Annotated in this window: 21 protein-coding genes; 3 read left to right on the top strand and 18 right to left on the bottom strand. The window is 48.8% G+C overall.

What is annotated here, in order from left to right:
* From A6049_RS28690 to A6049_RS28665, 6 genes are all read right to left on the bottom strand, one after another.
* Positions 1-697 (bottom strand): ABC transporter permease subunit (locus tag A6049_RS28690; RefSeq protein ID WP_063567851.1); only part of this gene is annotated, 697 nt, incomplete at its 3' end.
* Positions 698-712: 15 nt separating this feature from the next.
* Positions 713-2218, bottom strand: coding sequence for a sugar ABC transporter ATP-binding protein (locus A6049_RS28685; RefSeq protein WP_063567850.1), 1506 nt, complete (start codon positions 2216-2218; stop codon positions 713-715).
* Between the two features lie 74 nt (positions 2219-2292).
* Positions 2293-3354, bottom strand: coding sequence for a galactose ABC transporter substrate-binding protein (locus A6049_RS28680; RefSeq protein WP_063567849.1), 1062 nt, complete (start codon positions 3352-3354; stop codon positions 2293-2295).
* Between the two features lie 121 nt (positions 3355-3475).
* Entirely contained in the window at positions 3476-4696 is a 1221-nt protein-coding gene (locus A6049_RS28675; RefSeq protein ID WP_161490653.1) for a sugar ABC transporter substrate-binding protein, read from the bottom strand.
* Positions 4683-6500: a cache domain-containing sensor histidine kinase gene (locus A6049_RS28670; RefSeq protein ID WP_095206243.1), complete on the bottom strand. Its 1818-nt coding sequence runs from the start codon at positions 6498-6500 to the stop codon at positions 4683-4685. Before A6049_RS28670 ends, A6049_RS28675 begins: the two co-directional genes overlap by 14 nt.
* On the bottom strand, positions 6497-8116 hold the full coding sequence (locus A6049_RS28665; protein WP_063567848.1) for a response regulator: 1620 nt from the start codon (positions 8114-8116) through the stop codon (positions 6497-6499). The genes A6049_RS28670 and A6049_RS28665 overlap by 4 nt, the downstream gene beginning before the upstream one ends.
* Positions 8117-8333: 217 nt before the next feature.
* Between A6049_RS28665 and A6049_RS28660 the strand changes: the two genes are divergently transcribed.
* Complete coding sequence (locus A6049_RS28660) at positions 8334-8855, top strand: hypothetical protein (protein ID WP_063567847.1); 522 nt, start codon at positions 8334-8336, stop codon at positions 8853-8855.
* 66 nt (positions 8856-8921) lie between these two features.
* On the opposite strand, the gene A6049_RS28655 is transcribed toward A6049_RS28660, so the two are convergent.
* Positions 8922-9848 (bottom strand): tyrosine-type recombinase/integrase, encoded by a 927-nt coding sequence (locus A6049_RS28655; RefSeq protein WP_063567846.1) that lies wholly within the window; start codon positions 9846-9848, stop codon positions 8922-8924.
* 169 nt (positions 9849-10017) lie between these two features.
* Between A6049_RS28655 and A6049_RS28650 the strand changes: the two genes are divergently transcribed.
* Both A6049_RS28650 and A6049_RS28645 read left to right on the top strand, forming a co-directional pair.
* Entirely contained in the window at positions 10018-10218 is a 201-nt protein-coding gene (locus A6049_RS28650) for a cold-shock protein (RefSeq protein WP_062320808.1), read from the top strand.
* 134 nt (positions 10219-10352) lie between these two features.
* Positions 10353-10625 (top strand): HU family DNA-binding protein, encoded by a 273-nt coding sequence (locus tag A6049_RS28645; protein ID WP_053783990.1) that lies wholly within the window; start codon positions 10353-10355, stop codon positions 10623-10625.
* 271 nt (positions 10626-10896) lie between these two features.
* On the opposite strand, the gene A6049_RS28640 is transcribed toward A6049_RS28645, so the two are convergent.
* From A6049_RS28640 to A6049_RS28590, 11 genes are all read right to left on the bottom strand, one after another.
* Entirely contained in the window at positions 10897-11697 is an 801-nt protein-coding gene (locus tag A6049_RS28640; protein WP_063567845.1) for an ABC transporter ATP-binding protein, read from the bottom strand.
* 60 nt (positions 11698-11757) lie between these two features.
* On the bottom strand, positions 11758-12894 hold the full coding sequence (locus A6049_RS28635) for an ABC transporter ATP-binding protein (protein ID WP_090807848.1): 1137 nt from the start codon (positions 12892-12894) through the stop codon (positions 11758-11760).
* Positions 12895-12898: 4 nt separating this feature from the next.
* The gene (locus tag A6049_RS28630) at positions 12899-13735 is read right to left on the bottom strand and encodes an ABC transporter permease (protein WP_063567844.1); all 837 of its coding nucleotides are present in this window, start codon (positions 13733-13735) and stop codon (positions 12899-12901) included.
* A gap of 1 nt (position 13736) precedes the next feature.
* Positions 13737-14747, bottom strand: a complete 1011-nt coding sequence (locus A6049_RS28625; RefSeq protein WP_063567843.1) for an ABC transporter permease — start codon at positions 14745-14747, stop codon at positions 13737-13739.
* 89 nt (positions 14748-14836) lie between these two features.
* Positions 14837-16648 (bottom strand): ABC transporter substrate-binding protein, encoded by a 1812-nt coding sequence (locus tag A6049_RS28620; RefSeq protein ID WP_063567842.1) that lies wholly within the window; start codon positions 16646-16648, stop codon positions 14837-14839.
* A gap of 203 nt (positions 16649-16851) precedes the next feature.
* Positions 16852-17538: a response regulator gene (locus A6049_RS28615; RefSeq protein WP_063567841.1), complete on the bottom strand. Its 687-nt coding sequence runs from the start codon at positions 17536-17538 to the stop codon at positions 16852-16854.
* Positions 17538-18776 (bottom strand): sensor histidine kinase, encoded by a 1239-nt coding sequence (locus A6049_RS28610; RefSeq protein WP_063567840.1) that lies wholly within the window; start codon positions 18774-18776, stop codon positions 17538-17540. Before A6049_RS28610 ends, A6049_RS28615 begins: the two co-directional genes overlap by 1 nt.
* Before the next feature lie 33 nt (positions 18777-18809).
* A complete protein-coding gene (locus A6049_RS28605; protein WP_063567839.1) occupies positions 18810-19256 on the bottom strand; it encodes a hypothetical protein in 447 nt (148 codons plus the stop codon).
* 248 nt (positions 19257-19504) lie between these two features.
* Entirely contained in the window at positions 19505-20149 is a 645-nt protein-coding gene (locus A6049_RS28600; RefSeq protein ID WP_063567838.1) for a Vat family streptogramin A O-acetyltransferase, read from the bottom strand.
* Positions 20150-20254: 105 nt separating this feature from the next.
* On the bottom strand, positions 20255-22240 hold the full coding sequence (locus A6049_RS28595; RefSeq protein WP_063567837.1) for a CotH kinase family protein: 1986 nt from the start codon (positions 22238-22240) through the stop codon (positions 20255-20257).
* 227 nt (positions 22241-22467) lie between these two features.
* Positions 22468-26814, bottom strand: coding sequence for an alpha/beta hydrolase fold domain-containing protein (locus tag A6049_RS28590; RefSeq protein WP_240321572.1), 4347 nt, complete (start codon positions 26812-26814; stop codon positions 22468-22470).
* Positions 26815-26836: the final 22 nt, after the last annotated feature.

The following is a 26836-nucleotide window of genomic DNA, read 5'->3' as shown; positions in this document are numbered from 1 at the left end:
TGCGTGCCACATGAAGGCCGGCCACATGCGCAGCCTGACTATTGCCACCGCTGGCATACATCTTCTTCCCAAGGCGGGGCTTATTGAAGACGACCCAACAGATCAGCGCAACCGCTACAGCAATCAATACGATATACGGAATGGAATAACCACCACCAAGATCAATGTAACCAGATCCAATAACGGTAAAATCAGGTCTCAATCCACCAATCGGTTGTGACTGATTGGGCTCTGTATCAAAGTAAATCGAGTTCAGACCATATACCGCAACCATCGTACCCAGTGTCGCGATAAAGGGTGGAACATGTAATTTGGCTACTATGATACCATTCACCAGTCCTACTGCCAGTCCGGCAATAATCCCGAAGACCATGGGCGCCCACACCCATAAATGTGGCAGATCGGGAAAGAACCGATTGGCATATTCGTCGATTTGCAGCATCGATGCGGATACAACAGCCGTTAGACCAACGACCCGTCCTGCCGACAAGTCGACCCCGCCCGTTACCAGGATAAAAGCAGCACCCAGCGCAATGATGGCCCGTGTGGAGGACTGTTGTAATATATCCCGCAGTGTAGAGAAAGCAAGAAAGTGCGGATCGGCAATGGCAATGCCAATGACGAGTAGGATCAGCACAATAAAGATCGCGCGCTGCGCCACATACTGCTTCACCTGATTGATAACTTGTGTATTCATGTATTTCCCTCCTGACTAAGCCATCCGCTGCTGTGCGGCCAGCCTCATGATATCCTGCTCTGTTGCCTCAGCACCGTCGACGATTCCGGTAAGCCGCCCTTCGCTCATGACCATGATTCGATCCGACATGCCCAGCAGTTCGGGCATCTCCGAGCTGATCATAATAATGCTTTTGCCCTGGCGGGCCAGTTCCGTAATAATGGTGTAGATTTCAAATTTCGCGCCCACATCAATCCCACGTGTCGGTTCATCGAGCAGTAGAATTTCAGGGTCAGTCAACAGCCATCTAGCCAGAAGTACCTTCTGTTGATTACCACCAGACAGGTTGCGAATTAGCGTGTTAACTGAAGGGGTTTTAGTTCTAAACTTCAGAGTCTGCTCACGTGCCTCATCTCGGCCTTTCTTCTCATCCAGCAGACCAATCCGATTCCGGTAACGTCCGAGACTCGCGATAATCGTATTTTCATACACAGACAACACTGGAAAAATTCCTGTGACTCTTCGCTCCTCGGTCAGCATGGCAATGTTATGACGCTTTGCTGCGGCAGGTGACTTGATCTTCACCTTGCGCCCATGAATCGAGATCGTCCCTGAAGCAAGTCCGCGTAAGCCAAACAATGACTCAATCAATTCCGTCCGCTGTGCCCCAACAAGGCCGCCAATTCCAAGAACTTCGCCTTTCCTCAATTCAAACGTCACATCACGGAACGAATTCGGCTGGCTGGAGGTTAAGCCTTCTGCCTTCAAAATCACTTCTCCAGGTACGTTCGTCCGTTCCGGGAACCGTTCATCCAGATCACGTCCAACCATGCGGGTAATGATCAGATCGGTCGTTAAATCAGCAGCATCCCAGGTACCCACTACAAAACCATCCCGCATAATCGTGACCTCATCCGAGATCGTCAGAATTTCCTCCATCTTGTGCGAAATGTAGATAATAGACACCCCGCGACTGCGCAGCTGATTAATAATGGCGAAGAGCTGGTCTACTTCCTTGCCCGTGAGCGAGGAAGTTGGCTCATCCATCACGATAACTTTAGATTGGAAAGAGACCGCTTTGGCAATTTCCATCGACTGTATTTTGGAAACGGATAAAGTTCCCGCCTGAGCCTTGGGATCAATGTCCAGATTCAGGTCCTTGAACAAGGCTAGTGTATCAGCGTACATTCGTTTCTCATCCACCAACAACCCCCTCATCGGAAACCGCCCCAGCCAGATGTTCTCCATCACCGGACGGTATGGCACCGGGTTCAGTTCCTGATGAATCATCGATATGCCATGTTGAAGCGCCGCTTTCGAACTCGGAATTTCCACCTGATTGCCGTCCATCCGAATCGTTCCTTCATCCGGGCGATACATACCGAATAGACATTTCATCAGCGTGGATTTGCCCGCACCATTCTCTCCCATCAGCGCATGAACCGTACCCGGCTTTACCTTCAATGTGACCTGGCTTAGTGCCTGCACACCCGGAAATGCTTTGGATATTCCGTCCATCTCAAGCAGGTAAGGTGATTCCATCTTTCATCCTCCCCTTCCGTAAACCCGGCAAAAAAAGGACGCCATCTCATGACGGACGTCCCTGTTTGCTGCTGTTATTGGGCGTCGGCAATGTTGTCTTTCGTAATTTTTTTGTAGGCAATCCAGACGTATTTGCCATCCGTAATGTCATAACCCGTGTTTTCCTTCGTTGGCGTCTCACCCTTCGCAAGTACGGAAGCCAGTGCAACCGTAGCTGCGCCCTGGTTCTTGGCATCATTCAACACCGTGCCCAGCATCGTTCCGTCCTGAAGGGCCTGAATGGCCGGAGCCGTTGCATCGACGCCGACAACCGGCATCGTTTTGCCGTCTTTGAAGTATCCCGCTGCTTTCAACGCTTCAATGGCTCCAAGTGCCATGTCATCATTGTTAGCCAATACCGCTTCAATTTTGTCTCCGTGGGAGGCAAGGAACGCCTGCATTTTCTCCTGTCCTTTGACCCGATCCCACATCGCGGTGTCTTCCGCCAATGCTTCCACTTCAATTCCGGCATCCTGGATGGCCTGAACGGAATATTTGGTCCGCAGCTCAGCGTCCTGGTGGCCCGGCTCGCCTTTCAGCATGACGTATTGCAGTTTGCCGTCACCGTTTTTATCTGCTTCCGGGTGGGCCTTCCAGTAGTCCACAATGAGCTGACCGGAGATCGTGCCGGACTCTTCCGCCTTGGCTCCAACGTAATACACTTTATCCCACTTGTTCATGTCTTCAGCAACCGGCTCACGGTTCAGAAAGACAACTGGAATGCTGGCCGCTTTGGCTTTATCAATAATGACACCTGCTGCGGTGCGGTCAACCGGATTCACGGCCATTGCGTTGTATTTCTTGGATACAAACAGATCGACTTTCTCATTCTGGGTCGGCTGTGCGTTCTGGCTATCCACGATATCGAGTGTGGCTTTGCCTTCCGCTGCTGCGGTCATTGCATTCCGCACACCCGTCATGAACGTGTCATCGAACTTATAGATCGCCACGCCAATCTTCGGCGTTTCCGTCCCTGCCGCCGTCTTGCCTCCTGTATCTGTTCCTGTACTTCCGCCTGCGCTGTCTCCGCCACTGCTGCACCCCGCCGCCGCAACCATACACGCTGTAAGCAACAATGTCATCCACGTTTTCTTCATATCCTAATGACCTCCCCCAAGTTCATTCGGCTTTACCGATGTCTTTATTATGAAAGGGTTTACAATAAATTCGAATACAATATCTTCCTCTGTTTTATCGAAATCTTCCTCAATTGAGCCTTTATTGTACAAAAGGAAACAACAACTTCTGATTATCCATCCAGAACATATTGTCCGTACTGACAAGCTTCGTTTCTAGCGTTACCCTGGCTTGCACCTGTTGATTGTTCAACCGTGCAACGGCCTGATTCACACCAAGATAACCTGCACTGAATCCATTTTGCACGATCAAGTGTTGAATTCTCCCTTCCTGTAACTGCTCTAACTGCTGCTGTTCGCTGCCAAATCCCACAATCCTCACCTTGTTCCCCTTGTTCTCGGACGTACGTCGATTCGATTCATCCGCTGCCCCCAAAGAAGCAGGTTCCTGAAGAGCAATCAATCCGTCCACCTGCTGCTGGTCAAGCAGTTGCTTCGCCGCCTGCCAGCAAGCATCCCGCGTGCTGCATACGGATTGGGTCTCCACATGAATGTCCGGGTATTGAGCCAGTGATTCCTCTATCCCTAGCTCCCGGTTAATCAGAACAGGATTTACAGGATCAGGACCAAGCAAGGCTATACGTCCTCGTCCACCCAGAAGCACAGCCATGGCCTGACCCGCCTGCCGTCCAGCCTCAACGTTATCTATCGAGATAACACTTGTTATGCCTTTTACAGGAAACTCGTCATTCAACAAAATGATGGGGATAATCACTCCGTTGGCATCTTTAGTCTGTGCCTTCTCAATGATGTCGCTGAGTGTCTTCTCACTCAAGGGATCGATCAATAGGGCCGATGCTCCCTGCTCCAGTGCCAGTGATACCGCATCCACCTGGGCTTGTTCACGCTCGCTCAGTGAATAAGTCCCATTTTGCAAATGCTCTTGCTTTACCTTTCCCTGTCCTGCTGTGAAGTCGGGGTTAGATGGCGCGTAAGTTAACCCCTCTGAGGGAAAAGCCTCCACCGTAATGAGCTCCGCTCCCGCTTCTTTGGCAGCCGCTTCGGCCCCAAGACGTATCGCTTCTGCAAGTTCTCCGGTTCCCGCTGGCGTAATCAGTGCAATACGCGGCTGTGATCCCGCCGGATCAGCATTGGACATACCGCACGCCATACATAACAACAGGCAGAAGATTGCTGCTGACATGCCCATATAACGAAGGATGGGGACTCTCATCCGTATGACTTCCACGCGATTGCAGATTGTTATTTTCAAAACCCAATTCGAGATCCCATCCGTTCTATCGATGTTATTCACCTTGCTGGTTCCCTTGGCGCACGTGCTATTCCCTTTATTGTTCATCATGCGCATCGTCCTCCTCTCGTTCCGATTGGATCGGAATCCGAATCCAGACGGTTGTGCCTTCTTCCAGCTCACTTTCGAATTCAAGACCGTAAGCTTCGCCATAATAAAGCTGAATCCGATCATGTACATTGCGTACAGCTACACCTGATCCTGCACCACTTTTCACGATAGGACTGCCCATTAGAAGTTTCGACATCTGCTCTTCCGTCATGCCGACCCCATTATCCGTAATGCGAAATACCAGCTTGTCGTCCTCCCGGTATACACGAATCTCAATACATCCCTCGTCCATATGATATTCAATGCCATGCACGATCGCATTTTCAATGAGTGGCTGAAGCACCAGCTTAAGTGTCAGGCAGTCCAGCGTATCCTCATCTGCCTTCATGCTAAAATTAAATTTGCGCTTGAACCGCATCTGCTGAATCGTCAGGTAATGGTGGGCGTGCTCAAGTTCTTCCCTGACCGTAATAATCGTTTTGCCTTGACTGAGACTGATGCGAAACAATCGGGATAACGAAGTGATCATCGTAATGACTTCCTCATTCCGGCTCATGCCCACCATACGCACGACCGAATTCAACGTGTTGTAGAGGAAATGTGGATTGATCTGAGCCTGCAAAGCTTCCAGTTCGAGACGACGCTTCTGCTCCTGTTCATGAATGATTTCATTCATCAAGGTCCGAATTTTATAGACCATCAGGTTAAAACGACGGGATAAACGTTCCACTTCCAGCGGCCCTTCGATCGGTAGCTCCACGTTAAAATCCCCTCGCTCCACAGCCTTCATCTTTCGTTCCATCCGCCGGATCGGACGTGTCAGACTGGAAGAGAGGAACAGCGAGACGAGGATGACCAGTACCAGCACAACCAGCAGTACCCGAATCAGATATCCATTGACCTCCTGGCGGGTTGTCATGATCTCATCCAGATAGGCCACACCTACGATTTTCCATCCAATATTGGCGACAGACTTGACCGCATTCAACCTTTTCTGCCCATCCGCCTCATCTTCATAACTGCCGGTTGCAACCAGTGCCTGTTCGATATTTTCACTCTTGAGCCCCATGTACATCAATTGCTGCTGCGGATGGTACACGATATTGCCTGCACTTTCGTCGATAATGTAGACGTATCCCCGCTGCCCCAGACTGACTCGGCGGCTCAGTTCGTCCATTTGTTTGAAGTTGATATCCACCAGCAGAATGACCTGCCGATCCTGACCATTTTGACGTACAGTAATGCCTTTGCTCATAGAAACGACCCATTTGTATGGGCCTGTGTACATGTTCTGGATATGAGGCAGTGAGAAACTAAGGTGATCCGGCACTCGGAGTGCAGATTGAAACCACCCTTGCTGTGTTACATGCGCACTCGGTTTTAATTCAGCTGAAGGTCTGTTCTTGAGCAAATGCCCTGTTGAATCCAACAAAGTAATGGAGATGATATCTTCGCGGCTGCTGAGCAGCGTGTCGAGCTGTTTATCTACCTGATCCCCTTCCCACGTGCCATCCCGCAGCATATGTTCTTCGATGGCTCGATACAGATGGGACATACTGCGAACATAATCCTCCAGATTGTAACTGACCTGATCCACGATCTGCCTCGTCGTCAGCTCCGCACTTCGCTCCGCGGCCTGCGTGAATTTGTCGTGCAGCAGCATCGCCATGATGGTCAGCACCAATACAATGAAGACAGAGAAGGACCACGTAATAATAAAGCGGATACTACTGACTCTGGATGAACGCAACCTGGACCGAAGCTTGAGCCAAAGGGATCTTATCCATCCGGCAAACGTTCTCATCGACTTGTGCCTTCACTAGCTGTTAGTGCAGTCTGTTTGCGATATTCTTTGGGCGAGACGCCGATATGTTTTTTGAAGCAAAAACTGAAATAATTCGGTTCCGCGAAACCTACCTGACCAGCAATCTCAAACGACTTCATCTCCGTGGATCGAAGCAACTCCTTGGCCGCCTCCATACGGATTTGCATCAGATATTGCAGGAAGGTAAGCTGTACTTCTTTTTTGAAAATGCCACAAAAATAACCCGAACTGATATGCAGATGCCCACATACTTTCTGAATGGACAGATCCGGATCGGCGTAGTGTTCTTTGGTAAACGACAATGCCTGTTCCACAATATCCTTGTATACATGCTGCCTTCCGCTGGCAATGCGATGTTGAACGAGCAGACAAACCTCATGCACCTTACCTTGTGCCTCAGACAACCCAGGCAAACGGAACAAATCGGCATACAACTGGAACCCTGCCCCAAAAATGTCCTCCATGGCCTCGCCCGATGCCTGAGCTGCCTTCCAAACGTTTGTTAAAACTTCAATCAGATACAGTTGAATGTCACTTCGCCCATGCTCCACCGTAATTTCCCGGAAAATGATCTCTAGCGCGTCCTCCAGCTCCGCCTGCGTACCCGCTTTCAGACAACGTGTCAGCGTTTGCTGCTTCAACTCGTCAAAACGCAATTTGCCCGCCGTCTGCCGCTCCACATCTGCAATATAGATAAGGGGATCGGTCCCCGGTACAAGTCGATAATCCAGTGCCAGTAGTGCATCCTCATAGGCATGCTTCACACCTGCCAGTGTGTTCACGATTGAGCCCGATCCAACAGTGGCAGGAATACGCAAATAATGATTGATGCTGCGCATTACATTTTCCAGCGCCTGCTGCTGTCGTTTCTCCCCATCTTCTCCACCCCACCGATCTACATAGAGCAGCACAATCGTCTCCTGATGCATAAAAGCATGTCCGGCCCCGTGTTCCGTCCATACCTCTGCGGCAATGTTTAGCGCAGCAAACTGCTTTAGCTCCGCATCCGCGGATTGTTCTCCGTCCATATGCAGAGTTAATACGGATACACCATAACGTTCACCGTGCAGATCCAGTCCACATTGCTTTGCTTTGCCATGGATATATTGCGGCGATTTTTGCCGATGCAGCAAAGTGGCCATCAGGTCCGCCTGTAACAAGGGTAAGCTTGTATAATAATGGTCGCGCAGCTGCTGTACATCCTCTCGTTCGGCCACTTCAGCCGCCATCTGCGCACGCAACCTTGTAAGCAGTTCTGTCAGATGTCCCGCCGAGAATGGCTTCAGTAAATATTCATCCACACTCAGCGAGACCGCTTGTCGGGCGTAGTCGAATTCATCATATCCAGTCAAAATCACCACTTTCACAAGCGGATTGCGCTCCCGCAACCTTCGAGCAAGTTCAAGTCCATCCATAAATGGCATGCTGATATCCGTTACCACAATATCCGGCTCCACTCGTTCGGCCATCTCCAGTGCTTCACGTCCATTCTCCGCCAGACCAACTATGCGCAGATCGAGCGCTTCCCAATCTACCTCTACAACCAACCCTTCGCGTACATCCTCTTCATCATCCACCAGCAATACCCGGTACACGTCAGATTCCTCCTTTATTTAAGGGGCCATAAGCCCAAGCAATAATGTATATGTCGATATGATCCAAGGTTGCCATCATAATATACAATATAAATTTAATTATGTAATCGCTTACTTTTAAGATGATAAGATTGATATAATGAGCGCTCACAAACGAAATATAAGGTAAATTATTGAAAGGAGTAAATTGAGAAATAGGAAAGGAATCCATTAACTGATGAATTACTTGAAATCCGGAATGATAACGACCGGTATTGCCGCAATATTAAATTGCAGCGGTGCAATCACGGAGACGATTCGAACCGATCGATTTGAAGCATCCACCGAGTCTTCACTCTGGGAGAACCAACCTCAAGAACTTCAAGAGAAATTAACAAAATCATGGAGGGGAGGAATAAAGGCGATACGTACCACGCTGAATGAGAATAGTGAGAAGGAGAATATAACTGAATGGAACCTGTTTTACAGCTTGGAGGATTCATTAAACACCCTTCCCCGTGAAGAGCACTCTTCCTTCATCGCTGCCTATTATAGTAACGAACGAAGAACCATGCTGGAAAACGGAGATGTCATGCCTGCCTTGCTTTTACATCCCGATCATACAAAGGCGATACTTTTTTGGGAAAAGCTTGATGGCACCTATGCCATGATTACATTAGAATTGCAAATCAATGCAAACAACAAGTCTGAATGGGATGTAAGTCATTCTTGGATAACCAAACAACCCTCATCCACTTGAAGTGGGTCAGGGCATCATTGATCCTATATCCATTCGTACTCCCTCATAAAGAGTGCTGCATGTACTTTAATGCGGTTCCGTTTCTCCATCCTCTTCTGCTGACAAAGATAAATTGGCATTTAACCCCTTCACATAAATCATCGTGGTATCCGGGTTGATATGCCCCATCATTTCTGCCAAGCGATGCAGTGGTGTATGCTCGGCCATAGCGTATCCGAACCGATGACGCAGATCATGGGAACTTAGCCCTTCCAGACCGGCTGTAGTCATCACCTTTTTGATCAAATGGCGCAGCGCCCTCTCCGTTAAGCGATCACTGGTTTTCTCGGAAGGAAACAGGTAAGGACTATCCGGTGCGAGGCCAACCATGTACATCTTCAACAAAGCAATACATGTCATGTTCAGCGGAATTTTCCGTTGACCGTTTCGTTTATCGGCCCGCACGGTAAGTTGCCCGCTTCTTTTGCCCAATTCAATATCACCGGGAGCGAGGTTGCATATCTCCATCGTTCGTATACCGGTATGAAACATGAGGGTAAGGATGGTCTGATCCCGAAGCGAGTTACCGTCTTCGACGGCAGATATGAATGATTGTTCTTCCTCGGTGGTCATTCGGCGGGGGCTAACCTTGTCTTCCGGAATGAATTTCAAAGGTTTGGAAGGATTACTGCTAATCCTGGCTTCCGATGAAGCCCACTTAAAAAAACGCTTCAATGTAATCAGTCTGCGATTAATGGTAGACGGCTTCAATTGCATTACCTTTTGTGAATCTTCCCGATAACGGACCAAAGTCGATGTATGCACGTCTTCGATTCGAAATGAGATCTCTTCACTCCGAGAATCGTTCCCTATATACCATTCGGTAAAATGCTTCAAATCACTCGCATATTCCTTCAAGGTTTTGGGAGTCAATTCTCCCTGGTTCGTAAGCATATGTATGAATTCCTGAACAACCATTTCCCCTTGTACCGAAGTACCACAACCCTTATCCATTAGAAAAAACCTCCAAATCTTGACTTATATTAGCGGACATGGTATTATCATATTAATCGATACATTAGCGGACATCAAGTCTGTGGGTTGAATATACCTGATTAGCGTTGATTCTAAAATTAACCTTTTCAAAATGGTCGTTTAAAAACTTATTTTTTGGAGGAACTACATGCAAACAGGTACAGTGAAATGGTTTAACGCGGACAAAGGATTTGGCTTTATCGAAACTGAAGAAGGAACAGACGTATTCGTTCATTTCAGTGCAATTCAAGGCGACGGTTTCAAAACATTGGATGAAGGACAACGCGTCCAATTCGAAGTAACTCAAGGTAACCGTGGTCCACAGGCTGAGAACGTTACTAAAGTTTAATTATATTAAAGCTGCCTTGTACAAGGCAGCTTTTTGTTTTATTACATGAGCATTTTGCATAGATTCAAAGAGCGTCTTTCAAAATGCTGACTTCATAAACTTATCATCCAAAAACGAAAAGTGAGGTATGACAAATGGATAAAGAACAATTGATCACAGAAGTAGCCAAAAACGGCGGATTCTCCAAAAAGAACGCTGAAAAGGCCGTAACGGTTGTACTGGATTCGATTTTGGAAGCTTTAAAAGAAGGTAAAGAGGTTCAACTGGTTGGATTTGGCAAATTCGAAGTGCGTAATCGTGAAGCACGTATGGGTAAAAGCCGTCGAACTGGTAAGGAAATTCAACTTCCAGCAGGTAAAGTTCCTGTATTCACAGCAGGATTAACAATGAAAGAAGCTCTAAACTAAACAGCAACAACAAGATCGGAAAAGAGGTTTTTATTCAAACACACAACGAACATTTTGATGTAAATGTCGTGTTTTCTACGGTTGATGATATCATTAACTTTTATTCGGGCAAGCAGACAGACCAGAATAACGCGGAAGATCACACCCATTCAACACCCCCATCAACAGAGTCTGCACAGACACCACAACTACCCACTCGCTAAAACGAACCTTTCATCTTGGACAATAAGAAGCCCTGTTCCGCTCAAAACGGTCCAGGGCTTGATTTGTGTCAATCGAGCACCCAGGGAGAATGAATTTTGGGTACGTCATTGATTAATTGTTTGGTATAGGGATGCTCCGCATGGTGAATAACTTCCTCCGCTCTCCCCGCCTCCACCATTCGTCCATGCTCCATAATACAGATCGTGTCGCTCACATAATAAGCCAGACCCACGTCGTGCGTAATAAACACAATCGTCATGCGGTTCTCATCGCGCAGCTTGAGCAGCATATCCAGAATCGTTGAACGCGAGCATGCGTCCACCATGGACGTTGGTTCATCGGCGATCAACACCTTAGGATGCAGCATGAAAATGCGGGCAATCATGAGCCGTTGCATCTGTCCACCGGACAGCTCAAACGGATATTTGTTGTATAACTCTTCGAACTTCAAGTTGACGAAAGAACAGGCTTCCTTCATTTTGGCATATTCCTCGTCCTTGTTCAGCTTCAGCCCCTGAAGTTTGATACAGTCCACCAGCAGCTTTTCCACCCGGTGAAATACGTTGAACGAAGAGAACGGGTCCTGGAAAATGGCCTGTATATCCTTCCAATAGGCTTTACGCTCACGGTACCGCTTCATTTGTCTGGGCTTGCCATCGTATTCAATCGCTCCACCCGTTTCCTTGAGCAAGCCCATGATCATTTTCGCGAGTGTCGTCTTGCCACTGCCACTCTCTCCGACAATGGAGATAATCTCCCCTTCATGAAAATCAAAGCTCACATCGTCCACGGCTGCCTTTTTGCGATTGCCAGTACCGTACACCTTGGTCAGATGGCGGCCGCTGATCAGCACCTTGCCCATCGCCATACTACCTCACTCCTTTCGGGGAGCCTTGATCCGAGCCCATTACGCCCAGAAAGAATCATTTCATTGGTCTGCGATATCGTCTGTGTCAGATTGAACATCTCGGACATCTTCTTTATTTGAGTCATTCTCCTCCTGATTTTCTTCCCTCTCCTGGGGCTCTTCGTTCATGCTCTCCTGCTGTAAGTGACTGTCCTGCTCCTGCTCCCTGATCTGCTCCAGCATTTCTGGTGTCAGGAGACAGCGATATAGGCGCCCATCGACATGAATGTTCTCGATTTTGCCCTGGCGGCACTCGTCGGTCACCAGTGTACAGCGCTCTGCAAAGCGGCAGCCTTCCGGCACATTCTTCAGATTTGGTGGTGCACCGGGAATCGCAGCCAATTTATGCTCCTTCATGCCCTCTTCCGGAACAATGATGGAACCCATCAGTTTGCGAGTGTACGGATGCAGCGGATTGAAAATCATCTGCTCTGCCGTGCCTCGTTCCACAATCTCACCGGCATACATCACCATAATTTCATCCGTGACATGGTACAGTAGCGGCAGCTCATGCGTGATGAACACCAGTGATTTGATTACTTTGCGCTTCAACAAATCCTTCAATAGACGAATGACCGCCTTCTGGGAGGTTACATCCAGTGCCGAAGTAGGTTCATCCGCAATGAGCACGTTGGGATTCAGAATTGTTGAGATGGCGATAACCGTTCGCTGCTTCATGCCGCCGGATAATTCATTTGGATACATATCCAGCACATCCGGCGACAAGTTCAGTGATTGGAAGCGCTCCGTAGCCATCTTCCGCACATCCGACCGTTTCATCTCCGGACGATGCTCCTTCATGATATCTTCAATAAACCTGATAATACGCAGCGTTGGGTTCAGTGCATTCATGGCAGCCTGCGGAATATAAGCAATTTCCTTGCCCAGAATGCGCGAACGAAGCTGCTCTTTGTTCAGCTGCATAATATCGGTACCATTAATCCGGATCGAACCACTGCCATAATGAAGCGGCGGGAAATAAAAGCCCATCAGGCTGAGCGCCAGCGTCGATTTTCCACAGCCCGATTCACCTGCAATGCCCAGCGTCTGCCCTTCTTTCAGTCCGAACTCCACCCCGTCGACGGCAAATACATTCTCCTTGAGCCGGGTACGGTAATAGGTTTTCAGACCGCTGACCTGAAGTATAGGTTGGTTCATGGTCTTAGCTCCTTATTTTCGGATTAAAAATTTCGTCCATGCCCGTATTCATCAGATAAAGCGAGAAGGTAATGACGGCAATCGCCAGCGCCGCAGGAATGAACGCCCACCACGCCCCTGCTACTGGCGCTTCAAACACCAGTGCCCAGTTCATAAGAATGCCGAGCGAGATCGTATTATACGGCCCCAGTCCCAGCATGGAGATGGATGCTTCGGACAGAATGCCCGATGCCGTCTGGAGCACAAAAGCCATCACCACATAAGACGCGATATAGGGCAAAATCTCATGGATAATGATACGCGGCGTACTGTGTCCCGAAATTTTCGCAATATGCACATGATCCCGGCTACGCAGAGATGTCGTCTGGGCTCGCACAGCCCGGGCCGTCCAAGGCCAGCTGGTTATACCGATAATGATCGCCGTCACCAGGGAACTGCGTGAATCAATGCTGACCGAGATCAAGATCAGGATGATGAACGAAGGAATAACAATGAAAATATTGGTGATCGCCGTCAGAAAGTTATCTAGCATTCCCCCGATATATCCCGACACCAGGCCCATAACCAGACCGATAACGGTTGCAAACACACCTGCAATCAGCCCCACACGTACGGATGTCTGGATGCCATACATCAATTCAAGGAAAATATCCCGTCCAAAATTGTCCGATCCTAATAGCAGGCCATCGCCAGGTGGCTGGAACGCCATCGCAATCATCTCAAGGGGATCACTGCGATTAATGAGCGGATAGATCGTAACCAAGAGCAGCATGCCGACAAAAGTCACCGCGCCGATCATGAATTTGGGTGACTTCAGCAAAATAGAGATCGAATGCTTCATATCACTGTTCCTCCATTTGAGCGGCCTTGATGCGCGGGTCAATGAAACCGTAGATGACATCAATAGTGAAATTTGCCAGCAATACAGCAATGGCAATCAGCAGCGTACACCCCGAGATTAGTGGGTAATCCAGTTGCCTTATGGCCGTGAACAACCATGTGCCGATGCCTGGATAACTGAAGACAATCTCACAGATGAGTGACCCACCGACCATCGTACCGATGGAGAGCGCAAGTCCCGTAATTTGCGGCAGCATAGCGTTACGGAACACATAACGCGCAATTCGGCCGTCGCGAATACCCAGCAGTTTACTGTATAACACATAGTCTGAATTGAGCTCATAGATGGACATCTCCCGCATGCCAATGGCCTGACCACCAATGGTCACAAGCACGATGGAGAGGAACGGCAAGGTATGGTGGCGAACCACGGACATGATAAAGTCGAAGCTCAGCTGCGGTACCATCTGGAAGTCATATCCGCCCGATAAAGGGAACCATTTCAGTGATAACGCAAAGACATACAGCATAATAATAGCCAGAGTAAAAAAAGGAATGGAATTGATAAATAAAGCTACCGGAAACAGTACTTTATCAAAAACACCTTTCCGGTACGCTGCAATCGCACCGAGCAAATTACCAATGATCCAGCCGACCAGGATGGCCGGAAGTTGAAGCCCCACCGTCCAAGGGACGGCGGAGGCCAGAATGTCCGTCACAGGCTTCGGATACAGTCCAAAGGACGTGCCCAGATTGCCTGTGAACAGATTTTTCAAATAGATGCCGAATTGGGTCCATAGTGGCTGATCAATGCCGAATTCAACCGTAAACGTCTCATACACCCGCTTGATGGAATCCGAGTCAGTCATCCCTGACGTCATTTTGGAAGCGATCATGCTCACCGGGTTACCTTCAATCAGTCTAGGCAAAATAAAATTCAGTCCGATGGCAATGACCAGGGTCAGGCCGTACCAGAATACTTTTTTGGCGACATATCTGGAATAGGCATTCATAGGATTTAGCACCCCCGAGTTTAGCGGATAAGGGCCTTATGTCTGAAGTGGCGTGTCAATTCATCGTGTCCTGATTCAATATGAGTTCCTTAATTGTGGATCTGATACAATGCCTTAATACCTGCGCCGTCCATCGAGATTTGCGGCGGAATGTTGGTGCCATCTCCTTCTGTCGGGAAACCTTTCCAAACCGATTCGTTCACGGTGTCAAACACCCATGGTCTGTACATTAGCGGAATAGAAGGGATATCTTTCAGCCAGATGGTATTCAGTTCAGTGTACAGTGACTTCAGCTTCGCCTCGTCAGACACGGATGGAATCTCTTCAATAATGGCGTCTGCACGGTCATTCTGGTACCGTCCCCAGTTCCAGAAAGCCATCTCACCCATTGGAGCAACCCCTTTGGAGTACATGATCGTCATCGCACGGTTCCACGGCTGGCTTGGGCTTACCCCGCCTGCAGGCGTATTCATGATAATATCGAATTTGCCGGTTTGCAGATCATTGGTCCATACCGGGGATTCCGGGAATTTGGTGCGAATCTCAATCCCTATGGCCTTGGCGCTCTGCGCTACGATCTCCAGGGCAGCGTTCCAGTCAGACCAGCCGTAAGGACATTCAACCTCGAAAGGTCCAAGGCGTTTGCCGTTAAGAACACGGATGCCGTCTTTACCTTTGGTTGCTCCAATCTTGTCTAGCAGAGCATTGGCTCCTTCAATATCCATCGTCCATTGCAACGACTTGATGGCATCTTGGTCAATATATTTGGACTCGGCGTCCGAGTTCAAGGTCAGGGAAGGCTGCATTGGTGCGGAATATCCGCTCATTGCCAGCTCCGAGATTTTGTCATAGTTGATGCTCATGGCTATCGCACGGCGAACGTCAGCATTATCGAGTCCGGCTTTGGACAGATTAAAGAAAATGCTTGGCATGGAACCGGGCAGATAATACGGCGCATCCTTCAGATACGTTTTGACAGCAGCCCCGCCTTCCCACATCTTCCACACTTGAGGGATAAACTGCTGGGAGACGTCCACTTGCCCACTCTTGAACGCCAGATCACCTGCGGCATTATCCTTGTAGATCACGTGAGTGATGTACTTCGGTGCGGGCAATTTGCCGAACAATTTCTGCCCCCAGTAGTTATCGTCACGGACAATCGTAATTTTCTGGTCGTTGTAAAAATGAAGCTTATAGGCTCCGGTTCCCACTGGATTATCATTAACCTCTTTACGAATCGCGGTCAGATCATTATTGTTCTTCTTCTCGATCTCTTCCCAGATATGCTTCGGCAGCATCGGGATCAGTTCAATGCTGTCCAGTACGGTCAGCTTGTTAGGGTTTTCAGGGTTCAGCTTAATTTCCACGGCCTGCGCTCCATCTGCTTTCACTTCACTGATGTAGGTCCAGAAGCTACTCCAGTTGATATCGTATTTTTTGCCCAGTTCATAGGTATATACAACATCATCTGCAGTAAAAGCCGTTCCGTCGCTCCACTTCGCATCCGCATTCAACTCAATGCGCAGAGTCGTTTCATCCGTCCATTCATACGAATTGCCTAAGAGAGGTTCAAGGCCACCGTCCAGCTGGTTTACCATAAACAGGGTTTCGTACACCAGTTCCCTGGAGTTGCCGTAATTCACTGGAAATGCGGGATTTCCGCTCAACAGATTGAAGTTGGTTGGTGGCCCCCATTGCAACCCATTGATATACAAGGTCTCATTACGTGGTGTCTCCTTGTTGGTCTGAGGTGCAGGTTCGTTCTGGGTTGTCGTGGTCGGTGTATCCACCGTCCCTTGTGGTTCACTTACTGATGGCGGCTGAACACTTTGGCATCCGGCAAACAATGTGACCGACATGAACAGAGCGACGAGCGGTGTGGCAGCTCTCTTAAATCGCATTCTGAACCCCTCCGTGAATTCATATTGATGTTATTGGAAGCGCTTACTTAAAGTTATTCTATGACTTATCTCACACAACATTCCATCTCTTTTCTCAATTTTGAGACATTGTTTATGCGATCATACAAAATAACCAGCTCCGCATGGGGCAGCTGGTTATTTGCTGAATTTGGATCACTACTCCACAGAAGATCAAGAACGGTTTACTTGACGAATCCATTACGAATGGCAAAGACGACCGCCTGTGTGCGGTCTTCCACCTGAATCTTTTGCAAAATGCGATGTACATGAGTCTTGACCGTACTCTCACCGATAAAAAGCTTGCGAGCAATCTCCTCATTCCGTAATCCATATGCCATCTGCTGCAAAACCTCCAATTCCCGTCCCGTAAACGGTTCCGGCAATGGTTTGTTTGCTACCGTCTCCTTCACTGAATCCGAATGACTCGGAGTTGAACGAATAGCAAGACCGATCACCTTGGCTGCCACCGCCGTGCGGTAGATCGCCTCCCCCCGGTATGCAGCACGAACCGCATCAACGAGTTCGTCCGGCGCCGCATCCTTGAGCAGATAACCAACAGCTCCGGCACGTATTCCTTTGTACACATAGTCCTCATGATCGAATGTGGTCAGGATGACCACTTTGCAGTCAGGCAGTATCTTCATCAGCTCCGCTGTCGCTTCCAGTCCGTCTCCTGCTTCCATCTGCACATCCATCAATACGACATGTGGACGAAGCTCTGCTGCCAGAAGGACTGCTTCATGTCCCCCGCCCGCTTCGCCTACCACTTCCATATCCTGCTGTGCATTAATAATAAAACGTAAACCATGCCGGACCAGATGCTGGTCATCCACGAGGAGTACACGTATGTCCTGTATGTCTTGCTCCATTATTGTTCATCACCTCCCATAATCTCCTTCACATCTTGAGGAATGGTAAGGGTTAACCTCATTCCATGTGGATCGACTGCATCAATGGATAAGGAACCGCCTGCCCTTTCACATCTTGCTCTCATACTCGACAGTCCGAAACCGGGAGAGATCGGATTCTCTTTGCGATACATTCCGTTGTCCTCCACAATCATATGTAGCTGATGCTCCTTCTCCAAGATGTCCACCTTCACTTGCGAAGCCTGGGCATGACGAATGATATTCGTTAACGCTTCCTGAAGTACACGATACAATAATTCGGACGTTTCTGGCGTCCAATGACTCGTCTGCTCTTGGGGGGTCAGTTTGATCGTGAAACCTGCCATCTCCCGTATCTCATTCACCAGACTCGTCAAGGCGACCAGCCCGAGGCCTGCTTCATTGCTGCCCATCTGATGAGCAACAGTCCGAACCTCCTGGAGACATTGTCGGACTACTTCAAGCACCGTACCCATCGCTTTGTCGGCTTCCGCTGCATCCATCTTCATCATATATGGCAATGCCTGAAGCTGAACAATAATGGATGTCAATCGGTTACCAACACTGTCATGCAAATCCATTGAGATTCGGCTTCGTTCTTCAAGTACGGCATACTGCATCAATCGCACGGTAGCCTGCTCCAACTCCTGATGTGTATCCTGAAGCTCCTGATGGGCATGTGTCAGTTCAGCGTGCACCTTCTGCAATTCCTCATAATGTCGTTTGCTGTCCTGTCTGCTTTCCCGCCTGATTCTCGCAGCCCAGCATAGAATATAGGTTACAGCGTGAGCCATCGAATACACCAGAATCTGATTGGGTTCGTATTCATCCATATAGAGCAGCGCCGCATTCCCAATGATGATAACGAAGCCAAGCAACGAAGAACGATGGATGGGCAATTTTAGCGCAGTATATCCGATGAGATAAAAGGTTAATTCAAATATACGATACTCGGCCTGGAAGAACTGGGCATAGAGCAGCGTCACCATCCAAATAACCAATATCCCTAACGTTCGCATCCGCTCATTTCGAAGTGACTGTGGAACCCAAACCAATATAAGGTAGGGCAGTCTAACGACCAGTCCTGCACCCAAATCGACCCACGCCAATTCTTTGAAGGGCTCGATCAGACTGGAGAGCAGCAGCAACGTTAAAATAAGATCTGCAGTATGATCCAGTACCACCTTTCGAATCTGCATCCATTTCGAATCGTTCTGCATAGCTATCCTTTCCAATCCTAAAGTTTGAAATGATTATACACCTCTGCCTTGAAAGCGCTGGACTTTGGCATACAGAAAATAACGCCGGGCAGCAATACTTCCCAGAGGTAGAAACAAAAGAGCATTGCTCAGTGAAACCACCGTATGATGCACATCCCATTGGCTGGCGAGCTGTCTTAACACCATAACCGCGATCAGAAGCAAGCTACTGGCCAGCGATCCCTTAGACATCATTTTACCTGTAGTTGGATGGATTCGAAGCTGTTCCAGATGTACCCGCCACGCACCAATCCCGCAACCTATGATGAGAAAAACAATATATAACAGAATGTTGCCCACCGTTAATGGTGTATTTACTACGCTCGAAAGCACCCAATACGCAATAATCGCTGGAAAGACCCATAAACGGGATGTCTTCACTTCCTTCTCCCTTAGCGATAACAATAGAACAATGACAGCTACAATAACAATATTCATCATGTTTTTTTCCTCACCTTCTCCACGTGTTCTCTGATCTACATTTAGTGTAGCCGAATTTAACGGGAGTTAAGTCCACCTATAGATGGATTGGCTCTCTTAACTTCTTCCATCCAGGGGCTTATTGTGGATATGCAAGGTTCCATGAAGTGTGATGATGATGAGCATATGGAGTGCAAAATAAAAAAACTGGCTCCATAAGGAACCAGCGATAGTCTCGTTTTTTTGCAAATCAATTTACGTACACCAACCTACTTACTCTTCAGAAGCTCACGCAATGTCTGCGGATCGTATGTAGAGACCAGTCGTTCCAAATGTGTGTCCAACCACGCCTCATCTTGATCCCACCATTTCAGTTCCAGCAGTAAAGCAATGATCTCGTCGTCGAAACGCTTTTTGATTGGTTTGGCCGGATTGCCACCCACAATGGTGTAAGGCTCGATATCCTTGGTGACTGTCGCATTGGAAGCGACGATGGCACCGTCTCCAATCGTGACACCCGGCATGATGGTTACATTTTGCCCAATCCAGACGTCATTGCCCAATACTGTGTCACCCTTAAAAGGCAGTTGATCCAGCGTAGGGGTCACTCTCTCCCAACCACCACCAAAAATATTGAAGGGATAGGTTGTCATGCCCTCCATCCGATGATTGGCACCATTCATAATGAATGTCACACCTTCAGCAATTGCACAAAACTTACCGATCACCAGACGATCGCCTAGGAAATTATAATGATGCTGAATGCGGTCATAAAATTGTTCGGGTGGACGACTGTTGTCACTATAATACGTATAATCACCGATCAGCACATTAGAGCGCGGCGGCAAATTCTGAATGTAACAAACGGTACGAATATTATCGTTAGGGAAAAGTTTTGTTTTATCGGGAGCCATATGTGTTCCCTCCTTTTCCCTCATTGTACCAGAAAGGGATTCGATCTGATCATCGAATCCCTTTTCTCGTTCTCCGTAGAACAACGTTTCTCTACAAGAGAGATATTATTTGGATGTAAGTGTTACTTGTGCAGCCGTTTGATTCCAATCCACGGTCAGTCCCAGTCCTTCAGAGATGAAGCGTACCGGCACAAGCGTGCGACTGTTTTTGATAATGGCTGGTGCATCAATTTCGAGCGTTTCACCATTCACCGTTGCTGTGCTGCTTCCGATCTGGAGCACAAGCGTCTGGTCATTCAGAACAGCTGTTACCGTTTTCGCTGTTTTGTCCCACGTTACTTCTGCACCCAAAGCTTCAAGGATGGCGTTCACTGGTACCATAACCCGGCCACTTTGCTCTAGCGGGTCCTGATCCGGGAACGTAATCGCTTTGCCATCGAGAGTTACGGTAATCGCTTTGTCCGTCGTTCCTGTTCCGTTATCCGTGCCTGTATCTTCTGAAGTCTCTGGCAAAGGCGTTACTTCACGTCCAAGCTGCTCTTGCAGATTGGCAAGTCGGTTCAGGGCAAACGTCGTCAGCGATCCCGCTGCCATGGAGCCCATGCCTCCACCTCCGCCAAAGTTACCGCCCGGACGTGTTTGGGTATTGCCTGTGTTGTCTGTTGTTCCTGTTCCCGTTGTGCCATCCGGCGGTGTTGTACCATTGGGAGGTGTCATGCCTTCAAAACCTTCCGGAGGCGTCATACCTTCCATGCCCTCTGGTGGTGTCATGCCTTCGAATCCTTCTGGTGGTGTACCACCCATGCCACCCATACCACCTGTTGCATCAGCGTTGGCAGAGTATGCAATGTTGGATTCAAACTGCTCTGTTGTGTAGAACTTCGTTGGATCTGCTTCAACATATGGACGAATGATGTCAGCCAGACCTGTGATGCGATCCTGGATGCCTTCCATATAATCCGTCAACTCATTGACGTAGCTCAAGTATTTTTCCTTATACTCAGGCACGGCCAACAGGTTGTTGATCATCGGTACATTTTCCATGCTAATGCCCAGTACTGGCTCGTCCACGGATACGTTCGTTGCATTGGTGTTGGTCGTGGTTGATCCAGTTGTTGTTGTACCACGTCCGCCTCCACCCGAGTATCCATTAAAGGACATGTTAAAGTCCCAAGGTACAACGGTGAATTTGCCAGCCGCATCTCCGTAAAGCATGTAGTTATGCCCTTTGTCGCCGCTATAGCTGTCATAGTTACCAAAGACCATGTTGCCCGCGATATATTTCAGTGCCGAATCCACATCCAGCACACTCTCGATATCACCTTTTTCACCTTCAGGCATGTCGTTCAGCGTTTTGATGAAGTTTTTGAGTTTGGTTTTATTCTCGTCCGTACCCAAATCTTCGGTGATGGTGCTGTAGTCACTGCCTTCTGAATATTGCAGGTAACTCTTCTCATCCGTATCGTAGAGGACACCGTCCTCATAATCTTCACCGTAATTTCGTTCCAGGTAGCTGTCATCTACTGCTTCAACCCCGGTATAGAAACCAACCAGTTCGCCGTTGATATACAGATTAACGTAGTTCGTCATCGGTACATCCATGCCAATGCTGCGCAGCGCTTCATAGTGAAGAACTTCACGCATGTACGATGGATCGGAATAGTTGTTGTTCAGGACCATTTTATCCAGACCGAGCAAGGTTTGTGTTTTGTCGTATTTATCGAACTTCAGTCTGAAGCTGTAACGGTCAGAATCTTGCATGGAGGCTACGGATTTCAAAGTCAGATTACCCTTGGTGGAGAAACCAACGTTATCTAGCTTGTTGCCGTCCACTTCCACACTTACCTTCTTATAATCCTTATCCAGCGGGCTTTCGAGCATGCTCTTCCAGTCTGCATCATCAATCGTAACATTCACATCAATGACGTTGTCCGTTTGGAACAACGATTCATAGGCTTGCGTGACGCCTGTGCTAGTGCTTGTATCCTCTGCGGCAAACGCAGCGTTCGGGCTTCCTACCAGGGCAAAAGATGAAGTTACCATCGTCACGGACAAGGCCGTTACTGCAACTTTACGTAGTAAACTATTCAAATGATGAATCCTCCTTCTTGGTTTCTGTTAAGCAACTTAGGCTTATGAAACCATGGTAGAGGACAAACCTTTAATGAATCTTAAATAAATGATTCACAACAAAAAGTAGCCCATCAGGCTACATAAGTTGAACTATAAATGGTACACCTGATCACTCCGATTGCAGTATGGTGTAAAATTGAGCTTCAACTTATATAGACGCCTGCTAGGCTGCTTGCTCTGATCCTTTACAGCTCGGTAACTGTAACACCTGCTGCTTTGTAATAGTCCTCATTCACATTGTTTAGAATGTTGGCCTTCAGCAGAATACCGACTCCGGCAAAGAGTCCGATTCCGTTTGTATTACCTTCGATTCGGTTATTTTCAATTAACACATTCTCGGGGTTTCCTTCGCCAATATTGCCGGCTCCGGCATCGCCTTTGTCGCGCTCAAGACGCACGCCCCAGTAGTCGCTGGCGGTATTGTTACGGATCACATTGCCTCGAACCACCGTGCCCGGTCCATTCAGCACTTTGATTCCTGACGCATCTGCAATCGTGGTTGTATTCTCGATGAGATTATCCTCGATTAGAGTATCGGGGGTGCCCATGGTTACCGAAATGCCGATTTGGCTGTTCCTGATCGTGTTGTCATGAATGTAGTTTCCTTTGCCCGACTTGCTGTGGTTGCTGGGTGCTGAACCCCCTGTATTGCCAAGTCCAATCCCTGCGCCTGTCAGCACATCCGTAATCACATTGCCCGAGATTTCATTCAAATACTCCAGTTCACCATGAAGATCAATAGCATCCAGCTTTGTTCCGTTAAATGTATTGCCACGCAGTACGTTGTTATGGGCAACAAACTGGATCAACGCTCCATGTCTGAGATAAGGGCCCTCAAACGTACTATCCTCCACCACATTCCATATCGTATCATTGTCAAAGCCGAGCCGATCAGTCTTGGCCGTTCCCTGAATGGATATTCCGTAGCCTGAACCCCCAGGGCCCAGATCTGTTGCATTACGGAATGTTGCATGCTTCACAAAGACATCTCGGCTGTGTTCGATGCGGATAGCCATTCGTTTGAATTTCTCCACAATTACACCGTCGATCGTAATGTCATACGATGGTTCCTCACCATAGTTAGCGATGTGAATCATGCTATCCGGCCCCCCTGCGGAGGGATTGTTGGATTTGTGATCGGTCGTGTAACTGCCAGACCAGGATGAAGTTAGGGTCATATTGGATACGAGAATGCTGTGCTGAGCCGATGCTTTCAGGACGGCGCTGCCCGTCACCTGATCCAACGATGTCTTGAGCACGGTCCCTCCACTGCTCTCTCCTCTCAGGTTCACCCCGGATTTGAGCATCAGGTTGGTAGTTCCATCCGGCCCGGACAACAAATTGTACACTCCATCAGGCAAAAATACTTCATCACCAACGCCGGCCTCATCAATGGCAGCCTGTATTGCAGGTCGGTCATCGCTCGTATTATCAGCCAGATCTGCTCCGTAATCCCGTACATCAATCGTACGTCCGGTTACAGCATGAGGAGGATGGACTGCATGTGGTGTTCCATCTGTCTCCGTCAGACCTGGAGCGATAAAGGGCTCTGTTCCCTCCGGTGGTTGAGGCTCAATGTATGGAATCAGGGCAACAGGCGTCCCTCCCCCTGCAAAAGGAGCATACAAATGCACATCGGTCAGACTTGTATAAATACTTGAATCAGAATTGCCTTGTCCGGTGATCCGTACATAACGTGCAGAAGTATCCGGGATATCAAATGCCTGCATTTCTGTTGTATCCCCGCTGCTTTCGCCGCCATATACCTTGGTCCAATGATCACCGTCAACAGACGTTTCTATTTCAAAAAAGGTCTTCCTGACATCCCCTTTGTAAAAACCAATCCCAACATAGCCCACTTGCTGTGCCTGCCCCAGATCAAATGTGATCCATTGCCCCTCTCCGGCAACAGACCAGCGTGTATAACTGTTATTGTCGATGGTATTAGTCGCCAGGTTGCCGTCGCTACCGCTTGCCGAGACGGAGGCAACAGGCAGGGACGATACCGGAACGGTAAGGGTGGTCAAATCGGATGATAGGGCACTGCTGACGTTGCCAGCTTCATCAATCGCCCTCACTTGAAACGTGTACGATGTTCCGGCTGCAAGTCCGCTGTCACGAAATGACTGCTTACTTTGTTCAGCCAGCAAAACTCCATCCCGATATATCCGGTATGCAGATACAGCTGTATCATCGCTGGCAGTGGGCCATCTCAGTTCCGCAAAATCCGTTCCCCAGTTGCGAATCTCAAGTATAGCTCCCTGCTCCCATTCTGGTGACTGCGCATCACTGCCTTCTTCGATTAAAGCAATGACCGATAACTGTGGACGCGGATTGCTCGTTCCGTTGGCTTCCTTGGTGTATACGTTCACGGAAACACCTGTTGATTCCGCATCTGCGAGCAAAAATGCAACCTGCCCCGCATCTGGACGACTCTTCACAACATCGGTTACATCCACTTCATAGACGGCCGGGCTTCCACTACGATCTGCCGTGACCTGGAATTTGCCAAGCAGCGAACTTTCGCTGAGACTTTGGACCGGAGCATTCGACCAGGTTAACGATGATTCGCTCCAGTCTGTTGAATTCAAACCGTAAAGAGACAACTCTGTATTGATATTTGATGTGCCTTTTTTGGCGGCAATCCGTAGTCGATACCGATCTCCTTCGGGCTCATTTCCGGACATATCAAATTTGAAATACACATATTTCTTGGTCGATGAAGTGGAAGAGATGCTTAGTAATCCGGTGCTGGAGCCCGTTGCCTGATTGAAATTCAGATCAGGCTTGCTGCTGTCAATCGCCGCATCGTCACTTGGCAGCTTGCTGGCGATGACCTTTTCAATCAACGGTTTTTCTTCTTCGGCTCCAGGCGAAGTGTCTTCGGGATTGTTTTTGAACATAATGGGCTCCGTAACGATCCGGTTCTTCACATGTTCATCAAGAAAGGCCCATGCCTCCGCATTGGCAACCTCGGAAGCCGTCCCTGTAAATCCATGGCCCTGACCAGGTACGACTTTCATATCCACTATCGGGACACCCGCAGATTGAAGCTGTCCTGCGAAAGTAACACTGTCGGTATAGGGAATGGTGGCATCAGCATAACCGTGCCGAATCCAGAACGGTGGATCATCCGGTGAAGCATACGTGCCCGGCATGGCAAGTCTGGCCTGCTCCGGAACATCGAACGCACGATGCCCGCCAAGCAGAGCTGTGACCGAGCTATAATTATTGGCAAATGTCGTCGTAAAATCAGCGGGTCCGTACCAGTCTGCGACCGCCTGCACTTTGTCGGAATACTCAGGCCATCCGCCAGAACCTTCAAGATCAGGTGCATCTACCGTCACTCCTGTATCGAGCATTACAGTGTCACCAGCCACAATGTCCCCTGTTGTACCGAGCAATGCAGCCAGATGGCCGCCCGCAGATGATCCCCAGACGCCTATACGACTCGGGTCCAGGTTGTACTGCGCCGCATTTGCCCGCAAATATCGGATAGCAAGCTTTACATCCTGAATCTGGGCAGGGAAAGGCGCCTCAGGCGTCAGCCGGTAGTCCAGAGATACACCGATGTAACCGCGTTTGAGTACATAATTGCAAATGGAGTTCAATGCCTGCTTTCGGTCCCCGTGATTCCATCCACCTCCATGGATATAGACCATGACCGGCATCGGTTCAGCTGCCGCTGTCTCAGGAACAGCAATGGATGAATAGATTGCTCGCCCACCAGCCGTGCCAATCTCCACATCCTCGTATAAAGTCACTCCTTGTGGTGGCGTAAATTCAGTATTCTCCTCTCCAGGCGGAACTGGCGATGGGGCAGGCGTTATACCGGGAATAGCCTGACCATAAATGGCAACATTGTCGATATACATGTTGGCCTGCATGGCATCTCCTGTCCGAAAACGAATTTTCACCGTGCTGTTATTGTTCGCTTCCGAACCCAGCGTCCAGCTTTTTAGCGTATTCCCTTCCTTGTTCTTCACATCTGGAGTGCCTGGGGGAAGTTCAAATGTCTCCAGCGTTGCCCAGGAACTGCCTCCATCCTTCGACCATTCGATAATGATGCTTCCGCTTATATAGGACGACGCACGTGTGTAGTAGCTCAGCCGAATATTTCCGTATCCAGTCAGATCAAGTGGCAGCGCGAGTGCATCGGTTCCGTCAATCTTGATCATGTTGGGCAGCGAGGGTGCAGTTGTGGAAGATGATGTTTTGGCCTTGCTTCCACCTACTCCTTCCTGCAGCCAGGGAGCTCTCAGTGCAATTCCGCCTGTAGAGCCAAAATTGTCCGGGTCATCAAAGTTTTCCGCGTAAATCTCCAGCTCTGGGCCCTCTGGATCTGGGATATTTTCTTCCTGCGTAGTATTTAAAATAGAATGAGGATCAGCGTCTTCCATCGCCCGGACTTCATGCACGGGAACGGTAATACCGCTAATGAGTATGACAGACATGGCAACAAGTACAACCCGCTTCTTCCACGTTTTGAACACGTCATTCACTTGTATCCCCTCCGTATTCAGCTGACTCACTACACTGGTTCCATCCCGCTTA

This window comes from Paenibacillus sp. O199 (assembly GCF_001636635.1).
Lineage (GTDB): Bacteria > Bacillota > Bacilli > Paenibacillales > Paenibacillaceae > Paenibacillus > Paenibacillus marchantiae.
This window is presented reverse-complemented; position numbering and strand designations above follow the sequence as displayed.

What these genes read in the sequence shown, in the direction of transcription:
- A6049_RS28685 (WP_063567850.1), bottom strand. Translation starts at nt 2,218, where the DNA reads ATGGAATCACCTTACCTGCTTGAGATGGACGGAATATCCAAAGCATTT.
- A6049_RS28680 (WP_063567849.1), bottom strand. Translation starts at nt 3,354, where the DNA reads ATGAAGAAAACGTGGATGACATTGTTGCTTACAGCGTGTATGGTTGCG.
- A6049_RS28675 (WP_161490653.1), bottom strand. Translation starts at nt 4,696, where the DNA reads ATGATGAACAATAAAGGGAATAGCACGTGCGCCAAGGGAACCAGCAAG.
- A6049_RS28670 (WP_095206243.1), bottom strand. Translation starts at nt 6,500, where the DNA reads ATGAGAACGTTTGCCGGATGGATAAGATCCCTTTGGCTCAAGCTTCGG.
- A6049_RS28660 (WP_063567847.1), top strand. Translation starts at nt 8,334, where the DNA reads ATGAATTACTTGAAATCCGGAATGATAACGACCGGTATTGCCGCAATA.
- A6049_RS28655 (WP_063567846.1), bottom strand. Translation starts at nt 9,848, where the DNA reads ATGGATAAGGGTTGTGGTACTTCGGTACAAGGGGAAATGGTTGTTCAG.
- A6049_RS28650 (WP_062320808.1), top strand. Translation starts at nt 10,018, where the DNA reads ATGCAAACAGGTACAGTGAAATGGTTTAACGCGGACAAAGGATTTGGC.
- A6049_RS28645 (WP_053783990.1), top strand. Translation starts at nt 10,353, where the DNA reads ATGGATAAAGAACAATTGATCACAGAAGTAGCCAAAAACGGCGGATTC.
- A6049_RS28640 (WP_063567845.1), bottom strand. Translation starts at nt 11,697, where the DNA reads ATGGCGATGGGCAAGGTGCTGATCAGCGGCCGCCATCTGACCAAGGTG.
- A6049_RS28635 (WP_090807848.1), bottom strand. Translation starts at nt 12,894, where the DNA reads ATGAACCAACCTATACTTCAGGTCAGCGGTCTGAAAACCTATTACCGT.
- A6049_RS28630 (WP_063567844.1), bottom strand. Translation starts at nt 13,735, where the DNA reads ATGAAGCATTCGATCTCTATTTTGCTGAAGTCACCCAAATTCATGATC.
- A6049_RS28625 (WP_063567843.1), bottom strand. Translation starts at nt 14,747, where the DNA reads ATGAATGCCTATTCCAGATATGTCGCCAAAAAAGTATTCTGGTACGGC.
- A6049_RS28620 (WP_063567842.1), bottom strand. Translation starts at nt 16,648, where the DNA reads ATGCGATTTAAGAGAGCTGCCACACCGCTCGTCGCTCTGTTCATGTCG.
- A6049_RS28615 (WP_063567841.1), bottom strand. Translation starts at nt 17,538, where the DNA reads ATGGAGCAAGACATACAGGACATACGTGTACTCCTCGTGGATGACCAG.
- A6049_RS28610 (WP_063567840.1), bottom strand. Translation starts at nt 18,776, where the DNA reads ATGCAGAACGATTCGAAATGGATGCAGATTCGAAAGGTGGTACTGGAT.
- A6049_RS28605 (WP_063567839.1), bottom strand. Translation starts at nt 19,256, where the DNA reads ATGATGAATATTGTTATTGTAGCTGTCATTGTTCTATTGTTATCGCTA.
- A6049_RS28600 (WP_063567838.1), bottom strand. Translation starts at nt 20,149, where the DNA reads ATGGCTCCCGATAAAACAAAACTTTTCCCTAACGATAATATTCGTACC.